This is a genomic window from Actinomadura meridiana (assembly GCF_039537545.1).
In the GTDB taxonomy this organism is placed as follows: domain Bacteria; phylum Actinomycetota; class Actinomycetes; order Streptosporangiales; family Streptosporangiaceae; genus Spirillospora; species Spirillospora meridiana.
This window is the reverse complement of record NZ_BAABAS010000005.1, coordinates 650367-663073: the sequence shown is the minus strand read 5'-3', so window position 1 is coordinate 663073 and position 12707 is coordinate 650367. Positions and strand designations below refer to the sequence as shown.

The 12707-nt window shown below is 72.1% G+C and carries 16 protein-coding genes; 9 read left to right on the top strand and 7 right to left on the bottom strand.

Translation table 11 applies throughout. The features are described from left to right. Positions 1-336: 336 nt before the first annotated feature. Together bldD and ABD808_RS12315 are read left to right on the top strand one after the other, a co-directional pair. A complete protein-coding gene (bldD, locus tag ABD808_RS12320) occupies positions 337-831 on the top strand; it encodes a transcriptional regulator BldD (protein ID WP_103935631.1) in 495 nt (164 codons plus the stop codon). Positions 832-1328: 497 nt separating this feature from the next. Further along, complete coding sequence (locus tag ABD808_RS12315; protein WP_344894686.1) at positions 1329-1862, top strand: hypothetical protein; 534 nt, start codon at positions 1329-1331, stop codon at positions 1860-1862. Between the two features lie 346 nt (positions 1863-2208). Here the strand turns inward: ABD808_RS12315 and ABD808_RS12310 are convergent, their stop codons facing one another. Both ABD808_RS12310 and ABD808_RS12305 read right to left on the bottom strand, forming a co-directional pair. Further along, the gene (locus ABD808_RS12310) at positions 2209-2706 is read right to left on the bottom strand and encodes an SAV_6107 family HEPN domain-containing protein (protein ID WP_344894683.1); all 498 of its coding nucleotides are present in this window, start codon (positions 2704-2706) and stop codon (positions 2209-2211) included. 217 nt (positions 2707-2923) lie between these two features. After that, the gene (locus tag ABD808_RS12305) at positions 2924-3694 is read right to left on the bottom strand and encodes a L,D-transpeptidase family protein (RefSeq protein WP_344894680.1); all 771 of its coding nucleotides are present in this window, start codon (positions 3692-3694) and stop codon (positions 2924-2926) included. Positions 3695-3717: 23 nt separating this feature from the next. Between ABD808_RS12305 and ABD808_RS12300 the strand changes: the two genes are divergently transcribed. The 3 genes from ABD808_RS12300 to ABD808_RS12290 all read left to right on the top strand — a co-directional run bounded on the left by ABD808_RS12300 (position 3718) and on the right by ABD808_RS12290 (position 5227). Continuing rightward, positions 3718-4182: a YbaK/EbsC family protein gene (locus ABD808_RS12300; protein WP_344894677.1), complete on the top strand. Its 465-nt coding sequence runs from the start codon at positions 3718-3720 to the stop codon at positions 4180-4182. A 5-nt stretch (positions 4183-4187) separates the two neighbouring features. After that, positions 4188-4538 (top strand): arsenate reductase family protein, encoded by a 351-nt coding sequence (locus ABD808_RS12295; protein ID WP_344895386.1) that lies wholly within the window; start codon positions 4188-4190, stop codon positions 4536-4538. 86 nt (positions 4539-4624) lie between these two features. Further along, complete coding sequence (locus ABD808_RS12290) at positions 4625-5227, top strand: GNAT family N-acetyltransferase (protein WP_344894674.1); 603 nt, start codon at positions 4625-4627, stop codon at positions 5225-5227. Here ABD808_RS12290 and metF read toward each other — a convergent pair. After that, entirely contained in the window at positions 5164-6099 is a 936-nt protein-coding gene (gene metF / locus ABD808_RS12285; RefSeq protein WP_344894671.1) for a methylenetetrahydrofolate reductase [NAD(P)H], read from the bottom strand. The two genes, ABD808_RS12290 and metF, sit on opposite strands and share 64 nt — an antisense overlap. A gap of 180 nt (positions 6100-6279) precedes the next feature. On the opposite strand from metF, the gene ABD808_RS12280 reads away from it, so the two are divergent. Both ABD808_RS12280 and ABD808_RS12275 read left to right on the top strand, forming a co-directional pair. Then, positions 6280-7332 (top strand): polyprenyl synthetase family protein, encoded by a 1053-nt coding sequence (locus ABD808_RS12280; protein WP_344894668.1) that lies wholly within the window; start codon positions 6280-6282, stop codon positions 7330-7332. Between the two features lie 225 nt (positions 7333-7557). Further along, positions 7558-8466 carry a serine/threonine-protein kinase gene (locus tag ABD808_RS12275; RefSeq protein WP_344894665.1) on the top strand — a complete coding sequence of 303 codons (909 nt, stop codon included), beginning with the start codon at positions 7558-7560 and terminating at the stop codon, positions 8464-8466. 22 nt (positions 8467-8488) lie between these two features. On the opposite strand, the gene ABD808_RS12270 is transcribed toward ABD808_RS12275, so the two are convergent. From ABD808_RS12270 to ABD808_RS12255, 4 genes are all read right to left on the bottom strand, one after another. Continuing rightward, positions 8489-8647, bottom strand: coding sequence for a hypothetical protein (locus ABD808_RS12270; protein WP_344894662.1), 159 nt, complete (start codon positions 8645-8647; stop codon positions 8489-8491). 62 nt (positions 8648-8709) lie between these two features. Further along, positions 8710-9378: a thiamine phosphate synthase gene (gene thiE, locus ABD808_RS12265; protein WP_344894659.1), complete on the bottom strand. Its 669-nt coding sequence runs from the start codon at positions 9376-9378 to the stop codon at positions 8710-8712. 79 nt (positions 9379-9457) lie between these two features. Continuing rightward, positions 9458-9841: an Rv2175c family DNA-binding protein gene (locus ABD808_RS12260; RefSeq protein ID WP_344894656.1), complete on the bottom strand. Its 384-nt coding sequence runs from the start codon at positions 9839-9841 to the stop codon at positions 9458-9460. 69 nt (positions 9842-9910) lie between these two features. After that, positions 9911-11140, bottom strand: a complete 1230-nt coding sequence (locus ABD808_RS12255; protein ID WP_344894653.1) for an NAD(P)/FAD-dependent oxidoreductase — start codon at positions 11138-11140, stop codon at positions 9911-9913. Positions 11141-11298: 158 nt separating this feature from the next. Here ABD808_RS12255 and thiO point away from each other — a divergent pair, with 158 nt between their 5' ends. Further along, complete coding sequence (gene thiO / locus ABD808_RS12250; RefSeq protein WP_344894650.1) at positions 11299-12426, top strand: glycine oxidase ThiO; 1128 nt, start codon at positions 11299-11301, stop codon at positions 12424-12426. Beyond that, positions 12423-12623 (top strand): sulfur carrier protein ThiS, encoded by a 201-nt coding sequence (gene thiS / locus ABD808_RS12245; RefSeq protein ID WP_344894648.1) that lies wholly within the window; start codon positions 12423-12425, stop codon positions 12621-12623. Before thiO ends, thiS begins: the two co-directional genes overlap by 4 nt. Positions 12624-12707 lie beyond the last annotated feature (84 nt).

Sequence of the window (12707 nt, the reverse complement as noted above, 5' to 3'; positions counted from 1 at the left end):
CCACACGGTAGCAGCCGCACCCCACCACCCCGAACCCGGGCCCACCGACGTCTACGCAGGTGAGAGGCGTCACAATGGAGGTGGGCCGGGTAGCGCGCCCGCCACCGCGACGGGCCCGCCGCCCGGGTTGCGGACGATCCGGACAGCCCGCATCGAGTCCTGCTGATTCGACCGCTTTTTTCCAATCAGCTTGACCTGGGGCCGTCCCCGTTTTACCGTCACTGTCCGTAACCATCCCTGGGGACGGATTCCGAGGTCCAAAGGCCGACGAATCCGATCCCCCTCCGGCGACCGCCGGGGTCCGACGACGATGAAAGTGAGCCTGGGGGGCCAGAAATGCCGTCTGAATACGCAAAGGCTCTGGGCGCGCGCCTGCGCGCCATCCGCACCCAGCAGGGACTGTCCCTGCACGGCGTGGAAGAGAAGTCCCGTGGCCGCTGGAAGGCCGTCGTCGTGGGTTCGTACGAGCGGGGCGACCGCGCCGTCACCGTTCAGAAGCTGGCCGAGCTCGCCGATTTCTACGGCGTGCCGGTTTCCGAGTTGCTGCCCGGCGGAGCCGCGCCGAGCCCGCTCGGGCCTACACCCAAGCTCGTGATCGATCTAGAGCGGTTGCAGCAGCTTCCGAAAGACAAGGCCGGTCCTCTCGCCCGCTACGCCGCGACGATTCAAAGCCAGCGAGGCGACTACAACGGAAAGGTCCTGTCCATCCGTCAAGAAGACCTGCGTTCACTCGCGGTCATCTACGACAAGTCCCCGACCGAACTGACCGAAGAGCTCATCGGCTGGGGCGTCCTCGACCCCGAGGCCCGCCGCGCCGTCGAAGCTTTCTAGTTTCGGGGGGCTGGTTTCTATTGGGGGGGCGACCCCCCAAACCCCCCGGCTGCGCGGTTCGGGTCTCCTCGCTCCGGTCGCTGGCGCTCCCTGCGCTGGGGGGCACGCCCGCGCGCGGGCGTGCCCGCTGCGCTCGCAGGGCTCGCTCCACGTGCCCACCCGTAACCCTGTGGCTGAGCTTGGAACCCTGTTTATCCGGAGGGCAACCTCCGGATAAACAGGGCCCCAGCCACCCCACAACCCAACACCAGACAGCCCAACCACAGGCCCGAAGCGCAACCACAGGGCCCCAGCACGACCACTAGGCTTGAACCGTGTCCGGAGGCCCGCATGGGCAGCCACGGGGCCCTGAGCCCTCGCGCTGGACCGGCCCGGGTGACGGGCAGATTCCGCGCGGCCGCGACGGGTCGTGAACCGGGGATGCTCCCCCGTGCGGGGGAGGCCGTTGGGTCGCTGGCGGGAGGTGTGCTCGCCGCGCGATGGACATGATCGTCGGCATGAGCACCACCGTCGAGCGTCTCACCTCCACCGCTCCCCCGGCACGCCACGCCTCCCGCTGGGAGCACCGGGTCGCGCATGCGATCACGCTGATCTCGTTGCCGTCCGGCCTCTGGCGCCTCGGGCTGGCCATGGGATTTCCGCTCGGCTACACCGCGGACGGCTACCAGACGATCTGCCCTCCCGGGTTCTGGGGCCCCGCCTATCTGGTGCTGCTCGCCGTGGTCAGCGAGAGTGCCGCGTTCCTGTCGCTCGGCCTGGTGCGGCAGTGGGGCGAGGTGGTCCCCCGGTGGATCCCGATCATGGGCGGCAGAAGCGTCCCACCGAAGGCGGCGCTGGTCCCCGCCTGGCTGGGCGTTGCCGTCCTGACGGTCCTGTGGACCCCTCTACTGGCCTGGTGGGCGATGCCCGCGGACGACATGACCCCGACAGGCCACACCCTGGTCGGCTTCCTCTACCTCCCCCTGGTCGCCTGGGCACCAATGCTCGCCACACTGGCCGTCGCCTACAACCGCCGCCACCGCCACCACTGATCACAACAACACCCAAACCCCCCCAAAGCTCGAACCAAAGCCCCAGCACCCCAAGCCCAGCCCCAGCGTTCTAAGCCCGGCCCAGGGCTCTAAGCCCGGCCATAGGAGTACGGGCGGGCACGTGGAGCGAGCGCCAGCGAGCGGAGCGGGCACGCCCGCGCGCGGGCGCGTCCCCGCAGCGCAGGGAGCGCCAGCGACCGAAGCGAGGAGACCCGAACCGCGCACCGGGGGTCTGGGGGTCGCCCCCCAGATAAACAGGGCCCGGAGGCCGGGCGGCGACGTGTGGGGTCGGTCGCCCGGCCTCCGGCCGGGGCCGGTCCTGGGGAGGGGACGGCCTCTGGGTTGGTTAGTTGGCCTCGGGTAGCGGCAGGGTGGGTTGGCTGGTTATGCCGAGGGTGTCTTCTACCAGGGTTACGAAGACGTTGGCGTCGTGGAGGAGTTCTTCGGCCTCGCGTGGGGTTACGGCGCGTGGGAGGCCCGCTTCGGCGGCGGCGCGTTTGTCGGCGCCGGCGGCGAAGAAGGCGGCCCATTCGCGGAGGGCGGGTTCTGCTTCGGGGAGCAGGACCCAGACGCTGCGGGGGCGGCCCCGGCGGTGGGTCTCCAGTGGTTCCTTGGACGCCAGGACGGCGGCCGCGGCGCGTAGCGCGGCCAGGTGCGCGCAGACGTAGCGGACGGCGGGTGAGGTCGCCTCGGCGGCTTCGGCGAGGCCGATGCGGGCGGCGCCCAGCTGGCCGGCGGCGGTGTGCGCCGGACGGGGTGCGGGCGTCGGACGGTGGCGTGGGCTCGGCGGCGGGACGGCCTCGGCGGCGGCGTGCACCCCGCGTGCTGTCATCGTTCCGGACATGTTCTGCCTCCTTCCGGGCTCGGGCCGGCCGGGCGGAGAGCTTCCCCTCACTCCGCCCGGCCGTCCGTCCCGCCGACACATGGCGACCGGCGGAGACGTCGCCCTGGCGCGGGCCGCGAGTCCCGCACCACCTCGAACATAAGTTCGACGCACCACCCAGTAAACCCCCCAGTCGGCGATTCGTCAACGTGTTCGAAGACGTGTCCGTTTCCGCAGGTCAGCGAGGTCGCCTGACGTGCACGGGGACTTTCGTCCCGAGGAGGTCGGGAAAGTACTCGGCGATGTGCATCGGCATCCGGACGCAGCCGTGCGAGGCAGGGTCCCTGGGCACGTCCAGTGCGCCGTGGAACGCGATGCCGCCGTTGAAGTAGATCGGGTTGTAGAGGCGGCCCAGCGGCGAGGTCTCCCAGCCGGAGGCGCGGCGTCCGGTGCGGAAGTCGCCCGTACCGGTGGTGGCGTAGCGGCAGCGGGGGACGGTGGCGCCGCGGTCCTTGGCGCAGTAGTACTCGCCGGAGCCCGAGGAGATGTGGGAGATGAGACGCGGCCGTCCGTCCTTGTAGAGGACGAGGTACTGGCGTTTCAGGTCGACGTCGACGCGGTCCTTCTCGCGCTTCTTGGCCATCGGGCGCGGTTGCTCGGGGTGGTCCAGGGCTTCCCAGAAGGATTTTCCTAGAGTGCCCTTCTGCTTCATGTGATTAACCGCCTGGAACGCCCATACGGCTGTTTCGGTGGACGGTCCGTACTTCCCGTCCACCTTGCCGGGGTCGTAGTTCAGTTCCTTGAGGCGGCGTTGGAGGTTCTCGACATCGGCACCCTTCGCGCCTGGTTTCAGCTTGGGGTGCGTTGGTGTCGGCGTCGGTGTGGGGGTGGGGGTCGTTGGTTTCGCGGACGTGCTCGGTGGCGGGCCGACGGCCTTGTCCGCGCCGTTGCAGGCCGTCAGGAGGACGGCTCCGGCCAGCAGAACCGCGCTCTTGGGTCTCCCTCGCATGAGGCGACCTTAAAGTGCTACCCATGCATCCGAATACCGAAATCGTGGCAACGGCCCTGTTGGAGCTGGGGGCGTCCGGGAGCGTGGTGGAGTTGCCCGACTCCGCGCGGACGGCGCAGGCGGCCGCCGAGCAGCTCGGCTGCGAGGTCGGCGCGATCGCCAACAGCCTGGTGTTCGACGCGGACGGGGCGCCGCTGCTGGTGATGACGAGCGGCGCGCACCGGGTCGACACGGCCAGGGTCGCGGCGCTGGTGGGGGCGGCGAAGGTGCGGCGGGCGTCGCCGGAGTTCGTCCGGGAGGCGACCGGGCAGGCGATCGGCGGGGTGGCGCCACTCGGCCATCCGGCGCCGATCCGTACGCTCGTGGACGTCTGGCTGGACAAGTACGAGCAGGTCTGGGCGGCGGCGGGGCATCCGCACACCGTCTTCCCGACGTCGTACGACGAGCTGTTGAGGATCACCGGGGGCACCCCGGCGGAGGTGGAGTGAGCGACATGGAGATCTGGCACAACCCGCGCTGTTCGAAGAGCCGCGCCGCCAAGGCCGCGCTGGACGAGGCGGGCGTCGAGTACACCGAGCGCCGCTACCTGGACGAGCCGCCCACGGCGGACGAACTCGACGCCGTCCTCACCAAGATCGGCGCGGAGCCCTGGGACGAGGCGCGCCTGACCGAGCCGGTGGCCAAGGAACTCGGACTGAAGGATCTTGAGCACGACCGGGCGCGGTGGATCGAGATCATGGTCGCGAACCCCGTGCTGATCCAGCGGCCGATCGTCCTGACCGGGGAGAACGCCGTCGTTGCGCGGGACGAGGCGTCGGTGCGCCGGGCCCTGGACGGCGGCTGAGACCACCGTGGGTGACGCCCCGGAGGCCGTCCGGGACGTATACGATCACCGGCGGCCGGGCGTCGCCCGGGGCTAGTCTCTGTCGGGTGAAGGACCCGAAGCTGCGGGAGATCGACGAGCGCGCCTTCCTGCGCAGGCTCAGTCCCATGCTGGACGTGTACGCCGCCGCGATGACACCGCCGAACGAGCAGCTCCCGGGTCGGCACACCATCATGGAGCGCCACGCCACGTATCCGGGGTTCCGCGCGTTCGTGGCGGAGCGGCGCGGGACGCTGCCCGTCCTGGCCGGTCCGGTGCAGGGGTTCGCGTACGGGTTCCACGGGACACGCGGCCAGTGGTGGCACGACGTCGTCTTCCGCGCGCTCGGCGAGCGGGAGGGCCCCGAGCGCGCGGAGGGGTGGCTGGAGGACGCCTTCGAGGTCGCCGAACTCCACGTCCATCCGGAGTCGCAGGGCCGGGGCCTCGGCCGGGCGCTGCTGAACGCCCTGTGCGAGGGCAGGCAGGAGCGGACCGTCGTCCTGTCGACGCTGGACAGGCGTCCGGACACGCCCGCCAGAATCCTGTACCGCTCCGTCGGCATGGTCGATCTGCTGACGGACTTCGAGTTCCCCGGCGGCGGGCCCCGCTACGCGGTCATGGGCGGGACGCTGCCGCTGACGCCGTACCCGCCGGTGTCGAGCAGCCCGTAAACCTCACGCGTCGCCGTGGACTTGTTGAACGTGATGAAGTGGATGCCGGGCGCGTCCTGGTCGAGCAGTTCCTGGCACAGTTCGGCTGCGTGCTCGACGCCGAGGCGGCGCACCGCCTCCGGGTCGTCCGCGACGGCGTCGAAGCGCGCCTTGACCTCGGGCGGGAACGGCGCGCCCGACAGCTGCTCGGACCGCTCGATCGTGCTGATCTGGGTGACCGGCATGATGCCGGGCAGGATCGGCACGTCGCAGCCGGTGGCGGCGACGCGGTCGCGGAGGCGGAAGTAGTCCTCGGCGCGGAAGAACATCTGCGTGATCGCGTAGTCGGCGCCCGCGCGGCACTTCTCGACGAAGTAGCGGGTGTCGCTCTCGATGTCGGGCGAGCGCGGATGCTTGTAGGGGAACGCGGCGACGCCGACGCTGAAGTCGCCGTAGGAGCGGATCATCCGGACGAGGTCGGAGGCGTACTCGACGCCCTCGGGATGCCTGACCCACTCCCCCATCGGGTCGCCGGGCGGGTCGCCGCGCAGCGCGAGGACGTTGCGGACGCCAGCGGCGGCGAACCGTCCGATCAGGTTGCGCAGCTCGGCCTGGGAGTGGTTCACGGCGGTGAAGTGCGCGACGGGAGTGAGCGTGGTGTCGGTGGCGATCCGCTCGACGATGTCGACGGTCGTGTCGCGGGTGCCGCCGCCCGCGCCGTAGGTCACCGACACGAACGTCGGGTGCAGCGATTCCAGCTCGCGGATGGTACGCCAGAGGTTGCGCGCGCCCTTCTCGGTCTTGGGCGGGAAGAACTCGAACGAGAAGGACGGGGCGCCGGAGGCCAGCAGCTCTCGGACGGCCGGCGGACGGTCGGGGCGCAGGCGTGGCATCCCCCAAGCCTACAGAAGCCCGCCCCGAACCCTCCGCAGCCATTGAGGCTCGCCGGGGTCCGCCGATACGAGTGATGCTCCGCACACCGCACGGGCGTTATGTCCGTATTTCCGAACATCTAGTGACTTCTCACTTTTTGGGCGGACAGTTGGATCTTCCCAGGTGGATACCATCTCGGCATGTCGACCAGCCGCATCCGCAAGGAGGTCGACGAGGCGCTCCTGGCCTTCGTCGACCGGCAGCGCCCGACCCTGCTGGCCATCAGCGACGACCTCACGCCGCTGCTGTCCGCCCTGGACGTGTTGCTGGCGGGAGGCAAGCGCCTCCGCCCCGCGTTCTGCTACTGGGGCTGGCGGGCGGCGGGCGGCGCCGACTGCGCGGCGATCGTCCAGGCCGCCGCGTCGCTGGAGCTGCTCCAGGCGAGCGCGCTGATCCACGACGACGTGATGGACTCCAGCGACACCCGGCGCGGGCAGCCGTCCGTCCACCGCCGGTTCGAGGCCCTGCACGGCGCGCAGTCCTGGCCGGGCGACGCGGAGGCGTTCGGCTCCGGCGCCGCGATCCTGCTCGGCGACCTGTGCCTGGCCTGGTCGAGCGAGATGTTCGAGACGTGCGGGCTCGGCGGCGACCGCAGGCGGCACGCCCGCGACGTGTACGACATGATGCGCACCGAGGTCATGTGCGGCCAGTACCTCGACATGCTGGAGAGCACCCGGGGCGAGGCGACCGCCGACACCGCGCTGCGCGTGGTGGAGTACAAGAGCGCCAAGTACACGATCGAGCGCCCCCTGCACCTCGGCGCGGCCCTCGCCGGGGCCCGTCCCGACGTGACCGGCGCCCTCACCGCCTACGGCCTGCCGCTCGGCATCGCCTTCCAGCTGCGCGACGACGTCCTCGGCGTCTTCGGCGACCCCGGCGAGACCGGTAAGCCCGCGGGCGACGACCTGCGCGAAGGCAAGCGGACCGTGCTGATCGCCCTCACACTCGAACGCGCCTCGTCCGCCCAGGCCGACGCGATCCAGCGCCGCCTCGGCGACCCCGACCTGGACCGTCCCGGCGTGGACGAGCTGCGCACGATCATCACCGAGACCGGCGGCCTGGCCGCCTGCGAGGCGATGATCGACCAGTACCTCACCGACGCGGAGAAGGCCCTCACGTCCGCCCCCGTCACGCCCGAGGCGCACCAGGCCCTCTCCGAGCTGGCGGTGGCGGCCACGACCCGCAGCATGTAGCGACCTTGGGGCTGGAGTGGGCAAAGATCGTGGTTTGGGTGCCGGGCGGGGCGGGGGCGCGGTAGAAATGGGGGAGTCTTCCGTCCGTCCCGCCGAGTCGGAGCCCCCCACGTGACGCATGACACCTCCCGAGGGAGGACGAGTCCCCATTCCGCCGTCCATTCCGGACGGGCGGGGCAGGGGCCTGCGCGTGCGCGGGTCGGACGCAACCATGGCGCGCGGCGGGTGCGGGCTCCGCTCGGGCCCGAGGATCCGCGCGGGCTCGGCGGGTACACGCTGCTCGGACGGCTCGGCGAGGGCGGCCAGGGCGTCGTCTACCTGGGGCGCGACGGCGACGGCGAACTCGTCACCGTCAAACTGCTGCGCGGCGGAGGTGCCGCCGGGGAACGGGCACGCAAGCGGTTCGTGAAGGAGGCGGACGCGGCGTTGCGGGTGTCGGGACGGCACACCGCCCGGGTCCTGGACGCCGACATGACCGGCGACCGCCCGTACATCGTCAGCGAATACGTCGAAGGCCCCGCGCTCCAGCAGATCGTGGAGGATCGGGGCCCGCTGCCCGAGCCGAAGCTGCACAAGCTCGCCTTGCGGACGGCGGCCGCGCTCGCCGCCGTCCACCGGGCCGGGATCGTGCACCGCGACTTCAAGCCCGGGAACGTGCTGCTCGGCCCGGACGGCGCCAAGGTGATCGACTTCGGCATCGCCCGCCTCGCCGACGCCACCCCGGTGACGACGGGACCGATCGGGACGCCCGCCTACATGGCGCCCGAGCAGATCGAGGACGAGCCCGTGGGCCCGCCCGCCGACGTGTTCGCGTGGGGCGCGACCCTGGTCTTCGCGGCGACGGGACGCCCGCCGTTCGGCACGGGGCCGAGCGCGGCCGTCATGCGGCGCGTCACGTCCCGCCGCCCCGATCTCGGCGATCTGGACGGGCCGCTGCGCGACCTCGCGGCCCGATGCCTCGACAAGAATCCGGCAGCCCGGCCGACCGCTCCGCAGATCGTCCGGGCGCTGCGCGAAGGGCGGGGACCGATGCCGAAGCCGCGGCCGACCCAGATTCCGCGCTACCGCTGGCGGATGATGGTGGCGCTCGGCGCCGTCGTCATCGTCGGCTTCGTCCTCGGCATGCTGTTCTGACCGGGCCTGCTGTTCTGAACGCTCACCAGTGCGGCGGGCGGTCTTCGAGGAGCCGGGAGTCGTCGTCGCCGTCGTCGCGCCATTCGCCCCAGCCGGTGTCGGTGTCGTCGGACGTCTGGTCGGGCAGGATCTCCAGGTCCTCGTCCAGGTCGACCGTCCGGTCGTCGTCGGGTCCGTTCATGATCCCCATTGTCGGCGATGGGACGGCCGCGCGCACTGTGATGAGGGTCAAACCGGGGGGGCTCAAGGGGCCAGGCGACGGGCGAACTCGGCCGCGGCGGCGCCGGGGTCGTCCGCCTCGGTGATCGCCCGGACGACGACGACGCGGTCCGCGCCCGCGGCCCGGACGTCGTCGAGGTTGCCGAGGTCGATTCCGCCGATCGCGAACCAGGGCCGCGCCGGACGCCGCGCCGCGACGTACTCCAGGAGCCCCGGGCCGGGCGCTGGGCGGCCGGGCTTGGTGGGCGTGGGCCAGACCGGGCCCGCGCAGAAGTAGTCGACGCCCGGCTCGTCGGCCGCCGCCGACGCCTGCTCGTCCGAGTGCGTGGACCGGCCGATCAGCATGTCGTCGCCGACGAGCTGGCGGGCCACCGGCACCGGCAGGTCGTCCTGCCCGAGGTGCAGGACGTCGGCGCGGGCGGCGTACGCCACGTCCGCCCGGTCGTTGACCGCGAGGAGCGCGCCGTGCCGGTCGCACGCCGCCCGGAAGACCTCCAGGTACGCCAGCTCCTGCCGGGCCTCCAGGCCCTTCTGGCGGAGCTGGACGATATCGACGCCGCCCGCGAGCACGGCGTCCAGGAAGGCGGCCAGGTCGCCCTGCCGCTCCCGCGCGTCCGTGCAGAGATAGAGGCGGGCCTGGCCGAGCCGGGCGCGCGGCGCGACGGCGCGTTCGGTGGGGAGATCGCTGGACACGCGGCCACGCTACCTTCCACGCCTCACGACGCGGTCACACGGGTCGCGCCGCCCAACACCCGCCGTGCTCGCTGCCGGTCTAGAAGGCGAGCGCCTGGGCGCGGCGGCGGACCTCCGTGCCGCGGTTCTCGGCGAGCGCGTCCACGGGCGTTCCCGGCAGCGTGTCGTCGGCGGTGAACAGCCAGCGGATCGTCTCGATGTCGTCGAAACCCGCGTCCGACAGCAGCGTCAGCGTGCCGGGCAGGCCCTTGATGACCTGACCGTCCTTGATGAACGCCGCGGGGACCATCGGCTCGCCGCCACGGCGGACGGCCAGGAGCCGGTGCTCGCTGATGAGCTGCTTGATCCGGTTGGGCTTGATCCCGAGCAGCGCGGCCGCGTCCTTGAGGGCGAGCCACTCGCCCGCGAGGGCGTCCGTCCGGGGGTCCAGTGCGCTGTCAACGGTTGCGTGCGTCTGCGTCACGCCCCCTTGCTACCACGCCTTCGGAACAATCAAACCCACCGCGCAGCCGTTGCGCTCCGCGAGTGATCGCTATCCGCGAACGGCCTGGCGGACGGGCACGTCCGGGTCGGCGATGGCGGCGGCGTCCACGGGTGTCCCGGCGGCGATGACCCGCTTGGCCTGCACCAGATCGCGGGGACGGTCGACGGTGAGGATCGCGTCGAGCCGGTCATCGGTCAGCCACGCCACGGACCACTTCCGGCCGGACGAGTCGCCGCGATGCACGATCCGTTCTGACGTTGCGTGGTTGCCCGCGTACTGCACCATCCGGCCGAACTGCTCGGACCAGAAGTAGGGGGCGACGTCGTACACGGCGTTCCCGCCGAGGAGGGCGGCGGCGGCGACGTCCGGGGCGTTGAGGGCGACGTCCCAGTGTTCGACGAGGAGCGGCCGCCCGTAGCGGGCCGACCACCAGGCGGCGCAGTCGCCGACCGCGACGACGTCCGGGCGGGTGGAGCCGGGCTCCCCGTCGTCCAGCAGGGCGCGGAACGAGCCGTCGGTGACGACGCCGCGCTCCAGCAGCAGCCCGGACCCGTCCAGCCAGGACAGGTCGGGCCGGACGCCGATGCCGACGACGACCTCGTCCGCGTCGATCCGGCCGCCCCCGGCGAGGAGGAGACCGCCGTCGCGCACCTCGGCGACCTTGACGCCGGTGCGCAGTTCGACGCCCGCCTCCGCGTACCAGGGGGCGGTGAACGCGCCGACCTCGGGCCCGAGCGCGGTGGACAGCGGGGCGTCGGCGGCCTCGACGACGGTCACGGCGCAGCCCCGCTTCGCGGCCGCGGTCGCGACCTCGGCGCCGATCCAGCCCGCCCCGACGATGACGATCCGGGCCCCGTCGACGAGCCTGGACCGCAGCTCGCGGGCCTGGTCGATGGTGCGCAGGACGTGCTGGCGCCCGTCCCCCGGCAGCGTGATCGGGGCGGCGCCGGTCGCGATGACCAGCCCATCGAAGGGGAGGTCGCCCGCCGTGGACGCGACGACGCCGCCGCGTCCCGGGGCGTCCAGCCGCAGTCCGGTGGCGCGCTGGCCGAGGAGCAGGTCGCAGCGCAGCAGGTCCCAGTCGGCTTCGACGGTGGTGTCGTCGGTCTCGCCCGCGAGGACGGCCTTCGACAGCGGCGGACGGTCGTAGGGCGGATGCGGCTCGGCGGAGACGAGGGTCAGCGCGCCCTCGTGACCGTTGCCGCGCAGGGCCTCCACGGCGCGCAGGCCCGCCAGCCCGCCGCCCACGACGATCACCTTCTCTCCATGGGCGTCCACCCTAGTGAGGCGGCCCTCGCCGACCCGCGTCAGAGGGGTCGTATGGTGGGGGCCGGAGACAAAGCGCGGGAGTCCGGTGCGACCGGGCTGAGAGGGCGGCTGAACGGGCCGCCGACCGCCACGACCTGATCCGGATCATGCCGGCGAAGGGAGCGCGCATGGAGATCGTGATCGTCGGTGCCGGGATCATCGGCCTGGCCACCGCCTGGCGGGCCGCGGCCGGGGGCGCGACCGTCACCCTGGTCGACCCGGAGCCCGCGAGCGGCGCGTCGTCGGTCGCGGCGGGCATGCTCACCCCGGTCAGCGAGCTGACCTACGGCGAGGAGCCGCTGCTGCGCCTCGGCCTCGCGTCCCGCGACCGCTATGGCGCGTTCGTGGCCGAGTTGGAGGAGCTGACCGGGCACGACACCGGCTACCGCACCGACGGGATCATCGAGGTCGCGTTCGACGCCGACGACCTCACGTACCTGGACGATCTGCGCCGCTTCCAGGAGAGCGTCGGCATCACCGTCCAAGCGCTGACCGGACGCGAGTGCCGCCGCCTTGAACCGATGCTCGCGCCCGGCGTGCGCGGCGGCCTCCTCGCCCCCGAGGACGGCTCCATCGACCCACGCCGACTGACCCCAGCCCTACTCGCAGCAGGCGAACGGCTCGGCGTGCGTCTCGTCCGGCAGCGGGCCACTGGAATCGTCATCGAACACGACACAGCGGTCGGCGTAACCCTCGACGACGGGACGACGCTCCGCGCCGACCGAACACTGCTGGCCGCGGGCTCCTGGTCGGGCGACCTCGACGGACTACCTCCCGGGACCGTTCCACCCGTCCGTCCGGTGAAGGGGCAGGTGATCCGGCTCCACACCCGCACGCCGTTCCTCAACCGGACCACGCGCGGGCTCGTGAAGGGGTCGCCGGTCTACCTGGTGCCCCGCGCGGACGGTGAGATCGTCGTCGGCGCCACCCAGGAGGAGCTGGGCTTCGACACGCGCGTCACGGCCGGTGGCCTGTGGGAGCTGCTGCGCGACGCCCGCGAGTTGCTGCCCGGCGTCACCGAGCTGGAGTTCGTCGAGGTGTCGGCGGGCCTGCGTCCCGGCTCTCCGGACAACGCGCCCGTCATGGGCCCGTCCGCCCTGCCCGGCCTGTTCGTCGGCACGGGTCATTTCCGCAACGGCGTCCTGCTCACCCCCGTGAGCGCCGACATCCTGTCCGCGATGCTGCTGGACGGCCCCGTCCCGGCCGTCGCCGAACCGTTCTCCCCCAGCCGTTTCTCCCCCGAGGTGCTGTCATGAAGGTGATCGTCAACGGTGAGCCCCGCGAGCTGCCGGACGGCGCGAGCGTGGCCGACGTGGTCGCGTCCGTCACGACCGCCGGTTCCGGCGTGGCGGCGGCGGTGAACGACGAGGTCGTGCGCCGCTCCGCCTGGGCGGCGACGCCCCTGCGCGACGCCGACCGCCTCGAAGTCCTCACAGCCGTCCAGGGAGGTTGAGCGGCGTATGGAACGGAGCGCCAGCGGAGTGCAATACGCCGGTCGGCCCCCTGCCGGGGGGCGTGGGGGGTCGTCCCCCCACAC

Bases quoted from the DNA above. Each gene is read 5' to 3' on its own strand.
- metF (WP_344894671.1), bottom strand. From the start codon at position 6,099: ATGCCACGCCTGCGCCCCGACCGTCCGCCGGCCGTCCGAGAGCTGCTG.
- ABD808_RS12300 (WP_344894677.1), top strand. From the start codon at position 3,718: ATGCATCCGAATACCGAAATCGTGGCAACGGCCCTGTTGGAGCTGGGG.
- ABD808_RS12315 (WP_344894686.1), top strand. From the start codon at position 1,329: ATGAGCACCACCGTCGAGCGTCTCACCTCCACCGCTCCCCCGGCACGC.
- ABD808_RS12270 (WP_344894662.1), bottom strand. From the start codon at position 8,647: ATGAACGGACCCGACGACGACCGGACGGTCGACCTGGACGAGGACCTG.
- thiS (WP_344894648.1), top strand. From the start codon at position 12,423: ATGAAGGTGATCGTCAACGGTGAGCCCCGCGAGCTGCCGGACGGCGCG.
- ABD808_RS12305 (WP_344894680.1), bottom strand. From the start codon at position 3,694: ATGCGAGGGAGACCCAAGAGCGCGGTTCTGCTGGCCGGAGCCGTCCTC.
- thiO (WP_344894650.1), top strand. From the start codon at position 11,299: ATGGAGATCGTGATCGTCGGTGCCGGGATCATCGGCCTGGCCACCGCC.
- bldD (WP_103935631.1), top strand. From the start codon at position 337: ATGCCGTCTGAATACGCAAAGGCTCTGGGCGCGCGCCTGCGCGCCATC.
- ABD808_RS12295 (WP_344895386.1), top strand. From the start codon at position 4,188: ATGGAGATCTGGCACAACCCGCGCTGTTCGAAGAGCCGCGCCGCCAAG.
- ABD808_RS12310 (WP_344894683.1), bottom strand. From the start codon at position 2,706: ATGTCCGGAACGATGACAGCACGCGGGGTGCACGCCGCCGCCGAGGCC.
- ABD808_RS12280 (WP_344894668.1), top strand. From the start codon at position 6,280: ATGTCGACCAGCCGCATCCGCAAGGAGGTCGACGAGGCGCTCCTGGCC.